Source organism: Cyclobacterium sp. L-R, from assembly GCF_056859355.1.
Map to the genome: position 1 here is coordinate 13,820 of NZ_JBSXOH010000065.1, position 20,429 is coordinate 34,248.

Consider the following 20,429-nt stretch of genomic DNA (forward strand, 5'->3'; position numbering starts at 1 on the left):
ATGATACTTAAAACACTTACAAACACCGTTTAATTCACTACTTGTATTGTAGTTACTAATTACTTTGGGTTTGTATTTATTAAAAAATTTTGTTCTTATCATCTCATAATAAATAGTAGTAGGAAACTCTACAATTCTCTTAGTATTAATTAAATCTTTGATTATTGTTTTGAATTCAAATTTGGACGCTTCCACTTGATTTTGGCAGTAAAAACACTATTATCTGCTGGTACGTTTTCTTCTCCTCTCATATATTCAGCAACAGTGATCCAAGTCTCAGCTGGATTGACTTCCATTATGCCAAAATTACCTAGAGCTACACCTCGGTTAGGTACCACTATGCGCTCTGAATCACGAATTACCTCAAGTTTTTCCGAATCCACCTCTGCCATAAAAAGAGGTGCCCTATGGCGAAAAACCTCATCATTATTTGCTCCTCGCCTGGTGTACACCAAGTATAAGGCATCACTATGCCTCACCCAATGTTGCTGGGTGTTATAACTCCCCAAAACAGACTCATCGTCAAAGGTCCATTCCTTAAAAGAACTAAAATGCAATCCATCTTTGCTCTTAGCAACATAAGCACTTTTGTCACTACGCATGGTTAGATAATATTCTCCCTTAAAAAAGGTGATGGATGGTTCATAGATCCCCCTACCCTGTTTAAGTATTAATTCATCACCATGTTCTTTATAAATTAAATTTTCACCATCGAAGGTACATCGCACTATTGTGCTGCTAAAACCAAAATCATCACTTTTCATTAAACTACCAATACTGAATGCTTTATCCGGATTAGTCATTGCTGCAGAATACTGTTCCTCAGTCACTTTAAAATAAAATATAGGCAAGAGAATATCTCCATGGGGTAATTCCAACCACTGAGCACTCCCTGCTGCAGGTGACATTAAAAGCATTCCATCATGGTCCAATTCCGGTAATTTCAAAAATTTAGGAGAACTCCATTTTTCGGTTTCCGGATCAAAACAGGCATACACCACCTTTTTTTTCCAACCGTCATGTGTCTTTGCGTTAGAATAAAAAGGAGAGGTACCTATATTTAAAACCTTATTTGTAGAGTAATGCCATTGAGGCCACATATCCACTACAGATCGATAGCCACTATCTTGTTCAATTATTGTCAAAGAGGGTATAACTTCAGGCTCAGACCAGGTTTGGCCCAAATCCTCACTTATCACTTGATACAAGTCATGATAAACATCTGAGCCCTCTTTGAGTGTTTGTGACATAGTGGTAAGCACCTTTGGCTTATCGGAGGGTATTACAGCAGAGCGTGCATGTGTCCAAGTGTATTCTTTTTCTTTTCCCTTTGTAATGGTTTCTAGCACAACTGAGTAACTTTCATTTTCAGTAATCTTTCCACTTTTACAACCAATGAGCAAGAAGGTGGTAAAGAAAAGTATAAACTTCATGACATTTTTTAACATTTGCTTATTGTATTAGTGTATAATGAATAAATAGAAAGCAAACAAAAAAGCCCATACAAGATGTTTCTTGTATGGGCTTCAAAATAAAGAGCCTCCTGTCGGGATCGAACCAACGACCTACTGATTACAAGTCATAATTTTAACCTTCCTTTATCTTCTCTTGGTTTCAAAAAGTGCCATTTTTAGCTAATTAAGCCACTTTTTATTCCTTTCTTTTCTCTTATTTGGTTGTTTTTAACCCTCTTTGTATGTATATTGTATGTATCAAATAAGAATCAAATTCTATTTTAACATACTGCTTTTCAATGTAATATGATTGGAGTTACCACTGCTATAATACAAGATAGGCGCATTAAAAGAAAAGATGGCACCTACGCCATTAAACTCCGGGTTACTTTCAATAGGGAGCAGAAATACTATCCCCTTAATATTTCTTTAACCCCAGAGGATTGGGAAAAAACCAATATCCAGAAGCCCAGGAATGAAGCCAAAGAGCGTAGAATCTATTTCAATAAGATTGAACAAAGGGCTATAGAAATCATCAAAGAACTTCACCCCTTCTCTTTCCAATCTTTCGAGAAGAAATTCAACCAAAAAACAGATCGCAGCAAGGATGTTCTTAGCTATATGGAGTCATACATCAAGCAGCTATCTAAAGACGGAAGAAGTGGCACTGCCGATAGCTATAAATGCGCTTCCAATTCTTTTTCAAAATTCATTAAGACCCGAAACCGAAAGAAACTTCAGTTTGCAGATGTTACCCCAGATTGGTTAAAAGACTACGAAAAGTGGATGGTTGACACTGGCAAAAGTTTAACCAGTACTGGCATCTACCTAAGAAGCCTCCGCACCATCATGAATATTGGAATTGAGGAAGGCATAATTTCACAAGAGTTCTACCCTTTCGGCAAACGTAAGTATCAAATTCCTGCAGGTCGCAATATCAAGAAAGCCCTGACTCTTGCAGACATTAAGAAGATAGTCACTTACGAGCCAACTACAGAACCTGAGCAAAGAGCCCGTGATCTTTGGATATTCAGCTATCTATGCAATGGAGCAAACATTAAGGATATCGCACGGCTGCAATACAAAAACATCGACTCCAAAATGATCACATTTGTGAGGGCAAAAACAGAGCGAACAACCAAGCAGGATTTAAAGCCCATAATGGTCGTACTCCTTCCAGAGATACAAGCAATCATTGATCGATGGGGTGCAAAGCCGACTTTACCAGAAACCTACGTTTTCGAATTGCTTAAGAAAACAGATACCCCAGACCAGATACTTGCCAAAGTTCGACAGGCTACCAAAACAATTAACAAGTACATGAAGCGAATTGCCAATCACTTGGAGCTGGACATCAACCTGACCACATACACTGCTCGCCATTCATTTGCTACCGTTCTCAAACGATCAGGAGCACCCACTGAATTTATCAGCGAAAGCCTTGGGCACAAAGACCTGCGAACAACTGAAAACTATTTGGATAGCTTTGAGGATAACGTTAAAGAATCATTCCAAAAACAGCTTCTCAATTTTGAATGATGAAAATATTATCTAACAATCAAACAAAAATACTTGACGATATTCTCTACCAGGGGCTTCGCCCTTGGTCAGAGAAAAACAGCGTGGACGAAAAGTTTGCTCCAAAGTTCCGTACCCTGAAAGAAGCCTCCACTGATTATCCATTCCGGTATGAAATCAAATTTGAAAGGCCATTTGACCACAAAACCAAGTACTACTCAAAGCTGATTCTAAACACCCTCAAAACGGACGTTGAAAGGCTCTACAACCTCATCAGTGAAGATGATACTGAAAACCTAATCCGCTATTGGCTGGATGATACTTTGAACAAGCGTTTAAAGACCCGTTTAAAGGATATTGGAAAGCTGATTAAAGAGAAGGACTTTGATTTGATATTCATAGATCCCAAGAAAGTTTCCATTGAGTTTGACCAGGCACACAAAGCCAATACCTATATCATCCAGTTGCTAAAGCTTTCATACATGCAGCTTTACCTCGAAATCCAAGATGCTTTCAGCACTTGGATTGATGACAAGTTGGTGATAGAGGATTTTTACACTCAGCTACTACTTGAACCAATACCGCAGAAACCATTATTGACCGAGATTCAAATCATTGAGGTTGAAGCAACGGAGAAACCAGTTAAAAAGCCGGAACCCAAACCAACCGTAAATTCACTTCATTCATTTACATATAAGCAATTGAGTACAAATCCCGATAAGCTTACAGATTTATGCGATAGCCTCAAAAAGAATAATTTAATCAGCAAAGAAACTACTGTTCCGAACTTCAAGCGGGTATTTACAAACAGTGAAATCAAGACACCCATTATTTGGACAGGAAAAGTCAGTGAACTGTATTACTTCATTAAGTTGATTCATAATGAATTAGAATTGGTTGAATACTTAAAACAAGATCAGTGGAAAATTACATGCCAATGCTTTGTTGATGCAAACGGGAATCAATTTGATTGGCAAAAATTCAGGTCAATGAAGCGACCAAATTCTACCGGTCACTTGGTTGAAAAAGTAGTTGAGCACCTGAAATAAACCACTCTGCACTATACACCTTCTATCTTTTTTCTGTTTTTGTTTAGCCCTCTTTTGCTCAAAAAGGGGGCTTTTATTTTTTATGCCCCACTCTGCACTCTGCACTCTGCACTGCACTTTGCTTTCTGCACTCATAACGCCCTGTTAGCCATTCTAATTTAGCCCTGTATTCGACAATCGAATATGACATTTGGCCAGATGTCCATTTCCTAATTCATAATTGATTAAGTCATGGACGAAATAATTGAACGTCTTGAAAATCTCCAACGCCTAATTGAGAGCCAGGGGATTTACACAAAGGAAGTTTTAAACTTCAATGAAGCCTGCCAGTATCTGGAGCTTTCCCAATCTCACTTGTACAAGTTGACAAGTGCAGGGAGCATTCCGCACTACAAGCCCAATGGAAAGAAGCTCTATTTCAAAAGAAGCGAGTTGGAAAGCTGGTTGCTACGCAACCGCAATTCCACTCAGGAAGAAATAGACCAAAGGGCAGCGGATTACCTAATCAAGAAAGGGAGGGTGAAGCTATGAACGAGATAATGGATATGATCTTGACGCTAACTCAAGACATAAAAACAGTCAAAGCCTACCTCCTCAACTTCCATAAATCACGCTTGGAGCAATTCAGCGAAGAATGGATTGATGGACAGGTAGTGATGCAAACGCTTCACATCAGCAAAAGAACCCTCCAATCCCTTCGGGATAGTGGGGTTCTTCCCTACAGCCGAATCAATGGCAAATTCTACTACAAGGTTTCTGATATAGAAGCCTTGCTGGAATCCAATTACTCACCTTCAAAATCAAAGCACTATGGAGGTAAGTAAAAAAGCCATTCTCGACAAAACGCACTACGGCTTAAATATCTACGCCTATGTGCTGCGACAGTACTATCCCGGTGAAATCGACTCTGGAGATTCGAGCACACCGAATAAAGATAAATCAAATGGTGCTCAAACAGTCCTTTCCCTTTCGGGAAGGGACTGCAAACCTGCGAAGAACCCATTCAATGCGGACAAGCCTACATTGTTGGTAAAGGTTGTTGACGGTTGTGCTACGCACACCGATTCAGAAGAAGCCATTGCACAAGGCAATGTCTTTGATTTTGCAGCACTGCATTTCAGCCTCGAAGGGCAAGCCCTTCTCGACAAGCTGAATGAAGAACTGCATTTGCGTATCGGTAAGCAACAGGGTTTTTACGCTCAGGCAGATTCGCAACCTACGGTTGCTCTACCTGAAATAGTCAAACCGGCTGCACCAGTTTTCAGCTATTTCAATAAGCCTGTCACCAACGTAATCCCAAGTCGGCAAGCCTCCTTGGTTGAGGTGTACCGCCTTATCAAAGGCAATGAATTTGCATTGTGTACAAGTACACTCCGCAACATTCCCGACCCGAAGGAAGCCAGAAAGTACAAGGCTCAATATTTCGATTATGTGACCTTCTCAGGCACTTTCTCAAAGAGAAATGATGCAAACCTTCAAAGACATTCAGGTTTGCTCACAATCGATTTTGACCACATTCAGGACATTCCTTCACTCAAGGCAGCACTACTCAACGACCACTACTTTGAAACGGAGCTACTGTTTGTATCTCCTTCAGGTGATGGCCTCAAATGGGTAATTCCAATCGACTTGACGCAGGCAAAACACCAGGACTATTTCAAGGCAGTGGCAAACTACGTTTCCCACACCTACCAACTCGAAATAGACCAATCAGGGAAGGACATTTCAAGAGCCTGTTTCCTTCCACATGATTCAGAAATATTCATCAATCCTAAATACTTGTAGGACATGGAAAGAAAAACATTCAATCCGCAGGATTGGCTTAATCAGCCAACCCCGCAACCGAAAGTTACAGAGCAACAAACTTTCAATTCAGATTCTCAACCAGACGAAGTAGAACGTATCATCCAAAGCATTGAGGCCAACCGAACAGATATTACCTCCACTTACAGCGACTGGGTAAATATCGGCTTCGCCTTCTCTGATGAGTTTGGAGAAAATGGCCGTATCCTATTTCATAGGGTGAGCCAGTTTTATCCAGGCTATTCCGCCCCAGAGTGCGACAAGCAATTTGACAATTGCTTGAAATCAAAAGGTCATGGCGTTTCACTAAAGACCTTTTTCTACCTCGCCAAAGATGCAGGAATTGACATAGCACCTCCACGGACAGAAAAAAAGGATCAGCGAACTTTCAAAAGTGAAAAGCTGAATGGTAGTCAATCTGAATACCACCAGCCCGAAAATCAGGAACCGGAAGAAATGCCAACCTTTCCAGATTCCTTGTTTCCTGAACTTCCTGAATTTCTGCAAAAGGTTGTGGCGGTTGCCACTTCCAACGAGGAAAGAGATATTCTCCTCCTCGGTTCCCTCGGAGCTATCAGCGCATGTTTGCCCAAAGTATCGGGCATCTATGATGGCAAACGAGTATTCCCCAATCTATTCCTATTCATTACAGCCCAAGCATCCGCAGGAAAAGGCCGCTTGGTGCATTGTCGTCAGTTGGTCAACCCGATTCATAAAGAATTGAGGGAACAAGCCAAACTCCACAAACAACACTATGAATTGGAAATGGCAGAATACAACTCCAAGAAGGGAAAGGAAGACGGTATCGAGAAGCCAGCCAAACCACCTGAAAAAATGCTGTTCATTCCGGCCAACAATAGTTCAACGGGTGCTTATCAGCTTTTGGGTGATAGTGATGGCAGAGGACTAATATTCGAGACCGAAGGTGATACCTTAGCCCATGCCTTCAAGAGCGATTACGGAAACTACAGTGATGGCTTTAGAAAAGCCTTTCACCATGAAACCATTTCCTATTATCGCAGAACCGACCGTGAGTTTGTGGACATAGAAAGCCCTTGCCTTTCTACTGTCCTTTCAGGAACGCCAAAACAAGTTTCGGCATTGATACCCAACGCTGAAAACGGCTTATTCAGCCGTTTTATCTTCTATTTCATGAACGTGCGCCCGGTATGGAAAAATGTCTTTGCCAGTCAAACGGATAACGGATTGGACGATTACTTTGAAGCCCTGGGCAATGAGTTCTATGAACTCTACAAAGTCATCATGCAGGATGAACCCCGACAGTTTCACCTAACAGCAGACCAACAGGAACAATTCAACCAGTTCTTCGGCCAGATACAGGAGAAATACATGAACCTTCAAGGATTAGACTACATGGCCACTATCAGAAGGTTAGGTTTGATTGCTTACCGAATCTCCATGATATTTTCCGCTTTGCGGATCATGGAAATGCGCCACATTAAATATGATAAAAATATTGGCGCATTCGACAGCACCACTGGAGAAATATTATCCAATAGCTGTCAAACAGGCGACACTTCCAAGAAGCTGATTTGTGAGGAAAGGGATTTTCAAGCTTCGCTTTCAATGGTTAAAGTATTGGTGAAGCATTCAAGCAAGGTATTTGGAGAATTACCACAAGAGGAATCCAAACCGAGCAGGATGAACAAGAAGGAAAAGTTCCTCTATGCCTTACCGTACAACTTCAACCGCCAGAAATACCTTGAAGTAGCCAACACTTTGAGCATTCCGGCAAAGACAGCTGAAGGTTATATCACCGCTTTTGCCAAATCGGGATTGGTTCACCGTGAATCTCAGGACAATTACATCAATACCTCACTTGAGGATGTTCAGGATTCTAAGGATGCTGAGGACTTATAATCCTTGGCATCCTCCATTTCCTTAAAATCCTGAATCTTAAAAAAACAGTCCAACCTCTTTTTTCTTTCTTTTCTTTTCCTATATTGTCCTAAATTTGACAAGTCATAAATTAACAGGTCATGCACTTTGGTGAAAGGATTAGAGAGCTGCGAGAAAGCCAGGGGCTTTTACAGCGACAATTAGCGGCCAATCTTGAAATAGACACTCCCATGTTTAGCAAGATTGAGCGTGGGGAGAGACGTGCTAAACGAGAACAAGTGCTCCTATTGGCTGAGCTATTAGACACCAATGTGAATGACCTCCTGACCCTGTGGTTAGCAGATCAAGTTTATGAGCTTGTCAAGGATGAAGAAGATGCTAAGGAAGCTCTAAAAATGGTACTCAATACGGTTAAGAAGAAATAATAAAGTTCAGATATGGATACTGCAACAATAACATTAGCTGATATTTTAAAAGACTCGAACTATAAGCTCACTCAGTTCAGTGACGAGAAAGTAGAGTTCTTAGAGCAGAATATTACAGTTCGTGAGACAAGGGGAAAAGATACACCTTACATAAAGTGTTTAGTTAGAAAAAAGGAAATCAAATTGACACCAGAAGAAGCCGTAAGGCAGCTTTATGTAATGGTGTTAACACAGGACTTTGGTTATCCTATTGACCGAATGGAATTGGAATATGCCGTCTCTTTCGGAAGAGAAAAAAAACGAGCGGACATTGTCATTTTTGACAAGAATCAAACCACCTCCCCGTACATAATGGTGGAGTTGAAGAAACCTAAGCTCAAAGACGGTAAAGAACAACTCAAATCGTATTGTAACGCCACAGGCGCACCTATCGGAATTTGGAGTAACGGAGATTCCATTTCTTTCTACCACCGAAAAGACCCTAACTATTTTGAAGATATTCCGGGCATACCAAGGGAAGACCAAAAGCTTTCTGAAATACTTTCTGAACGTTGGACGATTGAAGACCTGATTGAAAAGGACAAGCTTGTAACAGAAAGAAAATCGCTGAAAGACCTGATTCTCGAAATGGAAGATGAAGTTTTGGCGAATGCAGGTGTTGACGTTTTTGAAGAACTATTCAAACTGATTTTCACCAAGCTATTTGACGAAATGGAAAGCGGACGAAATCGCTCAAGGCATTTAGAGTTTAGAAATTACGGAGATACAGAGAGCGAGCTTAAAACCAAAATCCAACGACTTTTTGACCAATCAAAAAAGAAATGGGAAGGCGTTTTTTCGGAAGATTCACGGATCATGCTTACTCCTTCTCACCTTTCGGTTTGTGTTTCTTCCTTGCAAGATGTTAAGCTATTCAACTCTAATTTAGATGTGGTTGATGAAGCCTTCGAATATCTAATCAATAAAAGCAGTAAAGGAGAAAAAGGCCAATATTTTACGCCACGTTATGTCATTGACATGTGCGTAAAAATGCTTAATCCCGATACAAAAGAAACGATTATAGATACAGCCGCAGGAAGTTGTGGTTTTCCTGTCCACACCATTTTTCACGTGTGGGAAAAGATTTTGGAAGCCAAAGGATTGGACAAAAGCCATTTGTTCACGTTGGAAGAAAAACCAGCCGAATGTACCGACTATGTGGTGGACAAAGTATTTGCCATTGACTTTGATGAAAAAGCCGTTCGCGTGGGTAGAACACTCAACCTGATTGCGGGAGATGGACAAACCAATGTACTACACCTCAATACGTTGGATTGGGAGCGTTGGGATGAAAAAACAGAAGATGAAGATTGGCAGGATGTGTATTTTGAGGGTTGGAAAAAACTCAAAAAACTACGTGCCGACAAAAATAGCAACCGAGATTTTAGTTTTGATATTCTCATGGCAAATCCGCCATTTGCGGGAGATATTAAGGAGAGCCGAATTTTAGCAAAATATGAATTGGGTAAAAAAGCCAATGGAAAGTATCAAACCAAAGTTGGACGAGATATTCTTTTCATAGAACGTAATTTGGACTTTTTGAAGCCAGGCGGAAGAATGGCTATTGTTTTGCCACAAGGGCGATTCAATAACAGTAGCGATAAACAAATCCGTGATTTCATTGCTGAACATGGAAGGATTTTAGCGGTAGTTGGATTGCATGGTAATGTGTTTAAACCCCATACAGGAACTAAAACAAGTGTGCTTTTTGTGCAAAAATGGGATGCCAAACTTTGCCCAAAAGTAGAAGACTACCCCATTTTCTTTGCAACCATGCAAGAGCCTAGCAAAGATAACAGCGGAGAGAAAATCTATTTGAAACGAAAAGACTTTCCCGAAGCCAAAGCTAAAACTGTGGCTGAAAGTGGAGATGTTCAAGACCCAACAACACACTACGAAAGCACGCCACAGAATTTAGATGAATTCCTTTTGGACAGTCACGGACACCTAATTGTTAAGCACGATTTATTCAACCATGACGGCTTAACCAGAGACGGCATTGCAGAAGCCTTTTTAGAATTTGCTAAAAAAGAAAAGTTGTCTTTCGTGGGAAAGTAAATAGCCCTTTTAATGAAGCCAAGTACAAGGCTTTGTTGGAAGGGCTTGAAATAAGTGAAATTCTATATTCTAAAGTAGACCATATTAAGTTCCGTTTAGATGCTGAATATTATCGAAAGCACTTTTTAGAAATTGATGAGAAAATAAAGTCGATTGGGGAAACAAACCTTATCAATATTGAAGCTAAGCTAGATTGTAGTGCCTTCTATCCGTCAATAACAGAATATTATGACTTTGAAGGTAATGGAGTTCCTTTCTTACGCGTGAATGAAATAAAAGATGGTTTAGTTAAACTCACTGAATCAACAGCTTTTCTTCCACAGAGCGTATTAGACAATAATCCGTCTACAATTGCGATCGCCTATCCAGGCGACTTGATAATTGCAAAAGGTGGAAACACCCTTGCAAAAGTTGGATTGATTACAGACCACTGCACAAAGTATGCTTTAAGTCGTGATATTATTTTAGTTAGAACTAATAGGCTAAAAGAGTACAACCGGTTTTTCTTGTGGCTGTTTCTCCATTCAGAGTATGGGCAAGCTCTTCTATGGCGGACTGCAAGCCAAACAGGTCAACCTCACTTAACATTGCCTTCAATTAATGAGATTAACCTACCCAAATTTGATTTAAAATTTGAAGAAATTGCAGAGCGACTCTATGAAAGCTCAGTGTTAATCAATGAAAAATCAAAATTAACATATAGCCAAGCCGAAAATTTACTACTAGAAACCCTTGGCTTAGCAGACTTCCAACCGAGCCACGAACCTGTAAATGTCAAGAAGTTTTCAGAATCTTTTGGCAGTTCAGGTCGTTTGGATGCAGAGTATTATCAGGTAAAATATGATGATTTGGAAGAAGCTATTCGTAAAAATTCAAATTGTGTTCTAGTCGGGAGTATTAAAACCGATAATTTCCGCGGATTACAACCTGAATATGTTGAAAATGGCGACTTAGATATCATCAATAGTAAACACATACTAGAAAACACCCTCGATTACGGAAACTTTGAAAAGACAAGTAATGCTTTTTGGGAATCTCAAAAAAGAGCAAGAGTCTATAAAGGTGACATTTTGACTTATACAACAGGAGCTAATATCGGAAGGACCCAAGTCTATTTAATCGAAGACAAAGCTCTAGCTAGTAATCACGTTAACATTCTCAGGTTAAAGGAAGGATACAATCCTTTTTATGTCGGGTTTGTAATGAACTCACTAATCGGAAGAATGCAAACAGAAAAATTTAGCGCAGGAAGTGCACAAGCAGAACTATACCCTAAAGATATTGACAAATTTATAATACCGTTTTGCTCAAATGAAAAGCAGTTAGAAATCATAAACATGGTAGAAGAAAGCTTTAAACTAAAAAAGCAATCCGAACGTCTTTTGGAAGTAGCCAAAACAGCCGTAGAAATGGCGATTGAGCAAAATGAAGCAGCAGCAATGGCGTACATTAAAAATGAAACTGAATAATGGAAAACAGTCTTACACCAAATCAAAGCGAATTTCTACTCTATGTCTCCCAAAGTGGAGATATTAAGGTAGATGTATTGCTGCATGATGAAACAGTATGGCTCACCCAAAAGGGTATGCAAGAGTTGTTTGAAAAAGCAAAGTCCACCATATCAGAGCATATCAAAAATGTATTTGAAGAAGGGGAATTAAACGAAGAAGTGGTTGTTCGGGATTTCCGAACTACCAGTCCTCATGGTGCCATTGAAGGTAAAACTCAGGAAAATACGGTTAAGTATTACAATCTGGACGTTATTATTTCAGTTGGCTATCGGGTCAAATCGCAACGGGGTACACAGTTCCGTATCTGGGCTACTAAAGTATTGCGGGAATACATTATCAAAGGCTTTGCTATGGATGACCAACGCCTAAAGCAAGGTTCTGCACTCTTTGGCAAAGATTACTTTGATGAATTACTGGAACGTATCAGAGAGATACGAGCCAGTGAAAGACGCTTCTACCAGAAAATAACCGACATCTATGCGCAATGCAGCATAGACTATGATCCCAAAGCTGAGATAACACAGACTTTTTACAAAACTGTACAAAACAAACTCCATTGGGCTATTACTGGCCATACAGCAGCCGAAATTATCAAAGAAAGAGCCAATGCAGCTAAACCTTTTATGGGTTTAACTACATGGAAAAATGCCCCCCAAGGTAAAATCCTAAAAACAGATGTTTCGGTAGCTAAAAACTACCTGAATGAAAAAGAGATCCGTGACCTCAACCGAATAGTGACCATGTATCTGGACTTTGCCGAGCTACAAGCCGAACGGCAAGTTCCAATGAAAATGAAAGATTGGGTAGCTCGTTTAGATGCATTCCTTCAATTCAATGAGTATAATGTATTAAAAGACGCAGGTAAAATTTCAGCCACCATTGCCAAGCAATTAGCTGAAAAGGAATATAACAAATTCAGAGTAGTTCAGGACAAGAATTTTGAATCCGACTTTGATAAGGAAGTAAAGCGAATTACTAAAAAGGGAAAAAACAAAAAATGATGTAAAATGCCCAAGCACTGTTTCAACATACTGACATTCAATCACCCGAGCGATTCGCTCACTTTCTATTTTTCGGATAAAGAGGAAGAAGGAACCACACGCATATTTCATGAATTGGTTCCTGATGAGGTCATTAATAAGTATGGGGAGCAGGAGCATTACTACACTTCGTTTTGCCAAGAAAAAGAAGGATTCATTCCGGTCACTAAGCCAACTACACCAACCTTTGAGAAAATCACTACCGAAGAAGGAATTGAGAAAACCGTTCCGGTTTCCAATTCAGCTTTTTCCTCATCTATTCTCAAGCGGTATTACAACGGGCTAATTCACAATCACTTCAAGTCCAAGGGCTGTTTGGTAAAACCCAACTTTGTAAGCGATACAGAAGTTTGGTTGCCAAGCGATACACAAGCCAAAGAAGGGATATACAAAACCTTTGACCGTTTTTCTTTAAAAGTGCAGTTCAGAACGGTTTCCAACAGCCTTGAATTATTGGTCACATTTGAAGGCAAGTCAAAAATTTTCAAAACACCTGTATCAGAATTATTTGAAGAAGTACCAGTAAAGGCATTCAATTGGGTGGTCTATGAAAAAGGGCTACACCGCTTTGATGAATTGCCGGATGATGGAAAAAGAAATTACGACAAGGTTTATCCTGTTTGGAATTTTGAAATCAGGGATGCTTTGCATCAGGAAACAGAAGCCCCGGACAAGACGAACAAATACAAGAAATTCAAAACGGCCATTGATGAATTTTTCAGAGAGCAGCTTAATACAGCCGAGTTCAAAGCTATCATTCCGCTATCCTCCAAAGGGTTTATTCCTGTAGATGAAATCCGAATTGGCTCAATTGAAAAGTCCAGCAACAAACTTGTATTTGGAAATCAAAAGCTACACCATGTTCCGTACTATGGCATTACTGAAAATGGTCCTTTCGAGTTAAGCCCATCATCAAAGATTAATTTCTTTTTCATTCTCCATGAAGATGATAGAGAAGTAGCAGCCAAGATTCACAACTACTTTAATGGCAAACTCAACGGCTTTAGGGGTCTATCAAAATTCATCAGCACTCCATATCATCCTGATAAAAAGCTAGCAATTTATTTTAATGAAAGGGAAAATCCTTGGCCAGAACTCTACGACCAAATCAACGAGAAAGACTTTGACCCGGACATTCAGCATTTAGCAATATACATAAGCCCAATAAGTAAGAATGTACCTGTCAAATCACAACGGTTAGTTTATTATAAGTTGAAAGAACTTCTTCTAAAAAAAGGCGTGTCCTCTCAGGTTATTGACCCCGAAAAGGTAATTACCAACGACAAGTATCATTACAGCCTTCCGAATATTGCTATTGCGATTCTCGCAAAGCTCAATGGCACTCCGTGGAGGTTGGACACAAAGCTGAAGAATGAATTGATTGTTGGAGTCGGAGCATTCAAGCACACAGAAGTTGACATCCAATATATCGGCAGTGCTTTCAGTTTCTCCAATACAGGAAAATTTAACCGCTTTGAATGCTTTCAGAAAGACCAAACAAAAGAGTTGGCAGGTTCTATCCTAAGAGCTGTTAAAGACTATGTGAATGTAAATACAGGAATCCGAAGGCTTGTAATTCACTTCTACAAAGACATGAGTAGAGAGGAAGTAGAACCGATTGAGAACGGCCTGAAAGAATTGGACTTGAACATTCCGGTATTTATCGTCACCATCAACAAAACGGAATCGTCCGATATTGTTGCCTTTGATTTGGACTGGAAAGATTTGATGCCTGTAAGTGGCACATTCATCAAATTGGGTTACAATAGATTTTTACTGTTCAACAATACCAGGTATTCAGCATCGGAGTTCAATTTCAATGATGGTTTCCCATTCCCGATAAAACTAAAAATCTACTGTACTCAAAAAGAATTGGTTGATGATTTTAAAACAATAAGAGAACTCATAGATCAAGTATATCAATTCAGTAGAATGTATTGGAAATCGGTACGCCAACAGAATTTACCAGTTACCATTAAATACCCTGAAATGGTTGCAGAAATGCTACCACATTTTGACGGTAACGAAATACCCGAATTTGGAAAAGATAACCTTTGGTTTTTGTAGTATTAATTATAAATAAAATGAATAACAATCAAAGAAAAAATAAGGAATGTTGTAATATCAATGAGGTAGTACAAGAATTTTATGAATTCTTGAAAGCTTATATCATAAAGAAAACAAACGATATAAACCTTGCTGAAGATATTGTTCAAGAGGTGATGCTCAAATTGGTAGAGTCTCATAAAAAAAACATAGAAGTTAATAATATCAAAGCTTGGTTGTTTCAAGTAACTCGTAATACCATTGCAGATTATTACAATAAAAACAAGATTGAATTTAATTTTGATGAAGAATGGAAAGAAAATAGTATTTCTAGTGATACAGTTTCTTCCATTTCAGAGTCTGATTTTATCATCCCTATGATTGGTTTGCTGCCAGAAAAATATGCGAAGCCATTACATCTAAGCGATATTGAAAACATTCCTCAAAAAGAGATTGCTATACAACTTAACCTTGGTTTATCCGCAACTAAAATGAGAATCCAGCGAGGTAGAGAAAAATTAAAATCCCTATTTATAGAATGTTGTGATATTCAATATGACAAATCAGGTAATTTTTCGTCGTGCACAATAAAACCTCACTGTACACCATTACAAGAAATAGAAAAAAAAATAACTAATTAACCATTGATAAATAGTTGGTTATGAGTAACCTCTCAAAAAATACTTTTTTTTGTTCCTAAAAATGTGTCTTTTTTAAAAGATTTCAGACTTCGTAATAAAGTTTAATCATTAAAAACATTTATTATGAACACTGAAGTTAAAATTTTACACTCTTCTTGTTGTGCAAAAGGTTCCCCTATTAAGGAACAATTAGAAAAATTAGCACAAGAAAACAATCTGTCAATTACTATTGAGGAACTGTCAGAAATGCAAGACACTATGGTCTATGGTACAATGTCTTTTCCTTCATTAGTAATTAACGGTAAGGTTCACGCTTATAAATCATTTAATTCTGATGCAGAACTTCTTGCAGCACTAAAAGCAGCATAATATGGAGAAGTTGACAGAATTATTATCTAGTTTTTCAGACTATATAGTGTTTGAATTATTAGGTTTAGACCAATCAGGGCTGTTTGCAACAGCCCTTCAATACTTTATTGCCACGTTTATTTTAATAGCTTTTTTGGTTGTGATAGTAACCTACGTTATGGGTATCATCACCAGTTATTTACCAATGGATAAAATACGTGACTATTTAGAACGCAATAAAAAATCAGGTTTAGGAAACATATTAGCCTCTTTGTTGGGAGCTATTACCCCTTTTTGTTCGTGCTCATCAATTCCATTATTTGTAGGAATGATGCAAGCTAGAATTCCATTGGGTATTGCATTATCTTTCTTAATAACCTCACCTTTAGTAAACGAAATAGCTATTGTATTATTTTGGGTGTCTTATGGTTGGAAGGTTACTTTAATCTATATTTTATCTGGTATTGTTTTAGGTGTTATAGGTGGGATTATTCTTGATAAAATGGGAATGTCAGCTCATATTGCAGAATGGTTAAAACAATTGCATTCTAAAACTGAAAAAACTATTGAAGATAAAAGGTCTTTAAAACAGAAGTTTCCAGAAATACATAAAGAAGCCTTAAGTACATTAAAAAAATTAGTGCCATACATCTTTATTGGTATTGGAATAGGTTCTTTTATTCACGGTTATGTGCCTCAATCCTTTTTTGAGACATACATTTCTAAATCCAACCCTTTTGCAGTTCCTATTGCTGTCATTATGGGAATACCACTTTATATAGATGCTGTAGGTGTCTTACCAGTGGTAGAGGCTTTGGTGGATAAAGGTGTACCATTAGGTACGGCTATTGCCTTTATGATGGGGTCTATTGGTTTATCACTTCCCGAAGCTTTACTCTTAAAAAAAGTAATGCAGAAAAAATTAATCATTGCTTTCTTTTCGGTTATCGGGTTAGGAATGATTATTTCTGGTTATGTTTTTAATTTATTATTTTGATTTTTGAAATCAATTTTATCATCCATAAGTGCTGTATTTGTAGCATTAGTCGCTTGCACTTGTTGTGTTGGTCCATTAATGGCTTTTGCAGGAATGTTAGGAGCAATTGTTTCTCAATTGGTATGGCTAGCAACAATAAAACCGTATCTTATAGCATTCAGTTTAATAGCAGTTTCTTACAATTTATATAGAGCATATTTTCCTAAAAAAGAACAAGCTTGCTGCACCATAGAAAGTCAAGAGACAATAAGTAAACTAGATACTAAACAAAAGAAATCATTATCATTTCTACAATCAAAAACGTTTTTATGGTGCGTTGCCATTATAACATTAATCATATTAATTCTACCATATATTTAAAAATTTAATAATTATGAAATCAATAACATCTCTTATATTAACACTAGTATTTGCTACAAATATTTTAGCTTTTACCCATAATAACGATACAAATATTCATCAGAAAATTGAAGGAAACATTGTTATCTCTGATACTGTTAAAAAACGTATCAATTAGAAAAATTCACCCAATCTTGTTGTACAGGAATTGTAGAATATTCATTAAAGAAAAACGTTAAAGGTTTTATTAAAGCTGTTTCTAACACTAAAAAAGGTCAAATAACCGTTTGGTACGATAGTACAAAATCTACCGATAAAGAAGTAAAAGAAGCCATTAACAAAACCCCTTATAAAGTAATTAAAGAAATTAAGTAAGGGCTTATTATGGCAATACCTAATAAAATATTTGATTGTATAATAATAGGTGGCGGGCAGGCAGGCTTGTCCGTTGCTTATTTTTTAAAAAGAAGTAAACTAAATTATTTAATTCTAGATGCAGAAGGTAATTCCGGTGGTTCTTGGTTACATACTTGGGATAGTTTAAAATTATTTTCACCTTCTCAATATAGCTCACTTTCTGGTTGGCAAATGCCTACAACTAAACAAGAATATCCTACAAAGGAAGAATATTTGAGTTATTTGTCCAATTACGAAAAACGATATAATTTCCCAATACAACGAAGTACATTTGTTGAAGAAGTTGTTAAAGAAGGAGAATTATTTAAATTAAAAACCAATCAAGGAGTATTTATTAGTAAAACTGTTGTAAGTGCTACAGGTACAGCTCGTTCACCTTTTATTCCTATATATCCTAAAATTGATGAATTTTTAGGTATGCAAATACACTCTAGTGCTTATAAAAATAGTTCACCTTTCAGAAACAAAAGAGTAGTTGTTGTTGGTGGGGGTAATTCTGGTGCTCAAATTTTAGCAGAAGTTTCTAAAGTAGCTTATACAAAGTGGGTAACACTAGATAAACCTACGTTTCTACCAGAAGAAATTGACGGTCGTTACTTGTTTAATCAAGCTAATGAAAAGTATCTTAAGAAAAAGAATACTTCAAATACTTTACAAGTTTCTTTGAGTGATATTGTACAAGTTGAAAGTGTGAAAGATGGATTAGCACGTAACGTATTTAAAGATCATCGTCCATTTTCCTCATTTTATAAAAACGGTGTAATTTGGCAAGATGGAAAAAAAGAAGCTTTTGATGCCATTATATGGTGTACTGGTTTTAGACCTTATTTGAACCATTTAAAAAAATTAAATATTATTGAAAATGATAAAGTAATAACAAAAAATACGCGAGCAGTTAAAGAGTCAAATTTATGGCTAGTGGGTTATGGTAATTGGACAGGTTTTGCTTCAGCAACCATTTATGGCGTTGGTAAAACTGCAAAAATTACAGCAAAAGAAATAATTAATTCATTGTCATAACTCCCCATTTGCTTACAGTAGGTACTTTTCGTTCGCTCGTACCTCACTTACTACAATTACCCACTTCCTGCAACGCTCAGCAAGAGAAGACCTTCATTACTTTCCGTTGCACTACAATCCATTCCGTCCTGCACTTGCTTTTCCCTACGCACATCCAAACGCAGGTAAAGCGGTGTTCCGCCTTCGGTCGTCAGCAAATAAAATCGCCAAACCATTACAGCACATTTTTTGGAATACTTCAATTTTTAAAGGTCAAAAAAAGAGCTGTAATGCCCTATGGGTGCTTCGCTAAAGCTACGCAGTTTGTCACTTTTATTGCGTTCCTCTGACAGTTGTCACGGTAGTTCCCTTGTCTTTTTTGCCACTTCCTTCCGTTCCTCCAGTCAGTCACAAAAAATCCAACCACTACCCATAATTTTGCTCGCCTGCGGGTCGCTACGGGCTGCGGCTTAATGCTGATTGATTTGCCTCCGCTATCGCTATGGCTATTAAATCGGTAAGCCATGTGTAAGTTCCGTTGCACTCCGCCTTTTTGTGTAAAGAAAAATTACAAAAAGGCTACGTTCCACTTCACACATAGCTACAAACCACCCTAAAAAGGGTTGCCATTTGTACCACCCTTGCTCCACTCGCAGGCGGCTCGCGTTGCTTGTCCAATGTCCGCAAACCGTTCGTACCTCACTATTTGCAGCCATTGTCCAGCCGATTTGCTCAGGGCTGTTTTTACCTGCGTTCACACTATGATACCATTTTACATTCAAACCTAAAACTATATTTAAGAATTTGCTTAAATAAGAAAACTATTTGTATCTTTACTGCGTTATTAAATCCAAAAGAGAGAGATTATGGAAAACAATCAATCGTGTATAAGAGTGTTTGCCGACAAGGTTCAAATCGACAATTGTAGAGAAATCCTACAAACAAACGAAAAGGCATTCACACAACTGAGTGGACTTTTGGCATTAGCAGGAAACGAAGTAAGGTTGAAAATTTTATTTCTTTTGGAAGAGGAAAACGAACTCTGTCCCTGTGACCTTTCGGACATTTTAGGAATGAGCATTCCCGCTGTTTCACAACACCTACGGAAACTCAAAGACGGTAACGTCATTGAAGGAAGAAGAGAAGGACAAACCATTTTCTACTCTTTGAAACAAGAGCAACTGACTCTACTTAGGCCATTCTTTAAACACATCATAAACAACTCAAAAAAGGAAACGGTATGAACAAAAAATCTAACAGACTAGTCGGAGCGGGAGTGCTTTCGGCAGTAGCAGCATCGCTTTGCTGCATTACCCCAGTATTAGCTCTTATTTCAGGAGCATCAGGAGTGGCATCTACATTTTCGTGGATGGAACCTGCAAGACCTTATCTTATCGGCATCACCGTTTTGGTTTTGGGATTTGCCTGGTATCAGAAACTCAAACCACGAACAGCTGAAGAAATCGAATGTGCTTGCGAAGAAGACGAAAAGAAACCTTTTATGCAGACCAAAACATTTTTAGGAATAGTAACCGTTTTTGCTGCCTTGATGCTTGCTTTTCCAAACTATGCACACATTTTCTATCCTTCAAAGGACAACAAAGAAGTTATAATCGTAAATGCTTCGGATATTCAAACGGTAACTTTTGAGGTAAAAGGGATGACTTGCAATGGCTGTGCTTCACACGTAGAAAATGACGTGAACAAATTACCGGGCATTGTTAAAGTGGATGCGAGCTACGAAGAAGCGATTGCAAAAGTAGAGTTTGACCAATCCAAAGTGAGTCTTGCTCAAATTGAAGAAGCCATCAACGGTACAGGTTACAAAGTGGTTGGCAAGAAATAGTATTTTTTTGCCCCTCGTATTTAAGAACTTAATTAAATA

Annotated in this window: 19 protein-coding genes; 18 read left to right on the forward strand and 1 reads right to left on the reverse strand. The window is 38.2% G+C overall.

What is annotated here, in order from left to right; genetic code table 11:
• Window positions 1-161: 161 nt before the first annotated feature.
• A complete protein-coding gene (locus tag AC13EX_RS09265) occupies window positions 162-1,433 on the reverse strand; it encodes a sialidase family protein (RefSeq protein ID WP_482892451.1) in 1,272 nt (423 codons plus the stop codon).
• A gap of 327 nt (window positions 1,434-1,760) precedes the next feature.
• Here AC13EX_RS09265 and AC13EX_RS09270 point away from each other — a divergent pair, with 327 nt between their 5' ends.
• The 18 genes from AC13EX_RS09270 to merTP all read left to right on the forward strand — a co-directional run bounded on the left by AC13EX_RS09270 (window position 1,761) and on the right by merTP (window position 20,390).
• Complete coding sequence (locus AC13EX_RS09270; RefSeq protein ID WP_482892452.1) at window positions 1,761-2,993, forward strand: phage integrase SAM-like domain-containing protein; 1,233 nt, start codon at window positions 1,761-1,763, stop codon at window positions 2,991-2,993.
• Complete coding sequence (locus AC13EX_RS09275) at window positions 2,990-4,021, forward strand: DUF6617 family protein (RefSeq protein WP_482892453.1); 1,032 nt, start codon at window positions 2,990-2,992, stop codon at window positions 4,019-4,021. Before AC13EX_RS09270 ends, AC13EX_RS09275 begins: the two co-directional genes overlap by 4 nt.
• Before the next feature lie 231 nt (window positions 4,022-4,252).
• Window positions 4,253-4,552 (forward strand): helix-turn-helix domain-containing protein, encoded by a 300-nt coding sequence (locus AC13EX_RS09280; protein WP_073093951.1) that lies wholly within the window; start codon window positions 4,253-4,255, stop codon window positions 4,550-4,552.
• The gene (locus AC13EX_RS09285; protein ID WP_053224400.1) at window positions 4,549-4,845 is read left to right on the forward strand and encodes a helix-turn-helix domain-containing protein; all 297 of its coding nucleotides are present in this window, start codon (window positions 4,549-4,551) and stop codon (window positions 4,843-4,845) included. Before AC13EX_RS09280 ends, AC13EX_RS09285 begins: the two co-directional genes overlap by 4 nt.
• Before the next feature lie 49 nt (window positions 4,846-4,894).
• The gene (locus AC13EX_RS09290; protein ID WP_482892454.1) at window positions 4,895-5,806 is read left to right on the forward strand and encodes a BT4734/BF3469 family protein; all 912 of its coding nucleotides are present in this window, start codon (window positions 4,895-4,897) and stop codon (window positions 5,804-5,806) included.
• Between the two features lie 3 nt (window positions 5,807-5,809).
• Window positions 5,810-7,705, forward strand: coding sequence for a DUF3987 domain-containing protein (locus AC13EX_RS09295; RefSeq protein ID WP_482892456.1), 1,896 nt, complete (start codon window positions 5,810-5,812; stop codon window positions 7,703-7,705).
• A gap of 119 nt (window positions 7,706-7,824) precedes the next feature.
• Complete coding sequence (locus tag AC13EX_RS09300; RefSeq protein WP_482892457.1) at window positions 7,825-8,109, forward strand: helix-turn-helix domain-containing protein; 285 nt, start codon at window positions 7,825-7,827, stop codon at window positions 8,107-8,109.
• Between the two features lie 12 nt (window positions 8,110-8,121).
• Complete coding sequence (locus AC13EX_RS09305; RefSeq protein ID WP_482892458.1) at window positions 8,122-10,206, forward strand: type I restriction-modification system subunit M; 2,085 nt, start codon at window positions 8,122-8,124, stop codon at window positions 10,204-10,206.
• A 35-nt stretch (window positions 10,207-10,241) separates the two neighbouring features.
• A complete protein-coding gene (locus AC13EX_RS09310) occupies window positions 10,242-11,675 on the forward strand; it encodes a restriction endonuclease subunit S (protein ID WP_482892459.1) in 1,434 nt (477 codons plus the stop codon).
• Complete coding sequence (locus tag AC13EX_RS09315; RefSeq protein ID WP_482892460.1) at window positions 11,675-12,718, forward strand: virulence RhuM family protein; 1,044 nt, start codon at window positions 11,675-11,677, stop codon at window positions 12,716-12,718. The genes AC13EX_RS09310 and AC13EX_RS09315 overlap by 1 nt, the downstream gene beginning before the upstream one ends.
• Window positions 12,719-12,724: 6 nt before the next feature.
• Window positions 12,725-14,824 (forward strand): Piwi domain-containing protein, encoded by a 2,100-nt coding sequence (locus AC13EX_RS09320; RefSeq protein WP_482892461.1) that lies wholly within the window; start codon window positions 12,725-12,727, stop codon window positions 14,822-14,824.
• 17 nt (window positions 14,825-14,841) lie between these two features.
• The gene (locus tag AC13EX_RS09325) at window positions 14,842-15,444 is read left to right on the forward strand and encodes a sigma-70 family RNA polymerase sigma factor (RefSeq protein WP_482892463.1); all 603 of its coding nucleotides are present in this window, start codon (window positions 14,842-14,844) and stop codon (window positions 15,442-15,444) included.
• Between the two features lie 123 nt (window positions 15,445-15,567).
• A complete protein-coding gene (locus AC13EX_RS09330) occupies window positions 15,568-15,813 on the forward strand; it encodes a thioredoxin family protein (protein WP_225573212.1) in 246 nt (81 codons plus the stop codon).
• A gap of 1 nt (window position 15,814) precedes the next feature.
• The gene (locus AC13EX_RS09335; RefSeq protein WP_482892465.1) at window positions 15,815-16,789 is read left to right on the forward strand and encodes a permease; all 975 of its coding nucleotides are present in this window, start codon (window positions 15,815-15,817) and stop codon (window positions 16,787-16,789) included.
• A gap of 3 nt (window positions 16,790-16,792) precedes the next feature.
• Window positions 16,793-17,149 carry a hypothetical protein gene (locus AC13EX_RS09340; RefSeq protein ID WP_336070447.1) on the forward strand — a complete coding sequence of 119 codons (357 nt, stop codon included), beginning with the start codon at window positions 16,793-16,795 and terminating at the stop codon, window positions 17,147-17,149.
• 363 nt (window positions 17,150-17,512) lie between these two features.
• Window positions 17,513-18,565 carry an ArsO family NAD(P)H-dependent flavin-containing monooxygenase gene (locus tag AC13EX_RS09345; RefSeq protein WP_225604082.1) on the forward strand — a complete coding sequence of 351 codons (1,053 nt, stop codon included), beginning with the start codon at window positions 17,513-17,515 and terminating at the stop codon, window positions 18,563-18,565.
• An 845-nt stretch (window positions 18,566-19,410) separates the two neighbouring features.
• Window positions 19,411-19,788, forward strand: coding sequence for an ArsR/SmtB family transcription factor (locus AC13EX_RS09350; RefSeq protein WP_320230523.1), 378 nt, complete (start codon window positions 19,411-19,413; stop codon window positions 19,786-19,788).
• A complete protein-coding gene (merTP, locus tag AC13EX_RS09355; protein WP_482892466.1) occupies window positions 19,785-20,390 on the forward strand; it encodes a mercuric transport protein MerTP in 606 nt (201 codons plus the stop codon). Before AC13EX_RS09350 ends, merTP begins: the two co-directional genes overlap by 4 nt.
• The last annotated feature ends 39 nt before the right edge of the window (window positions 20,391-20,429 follow it).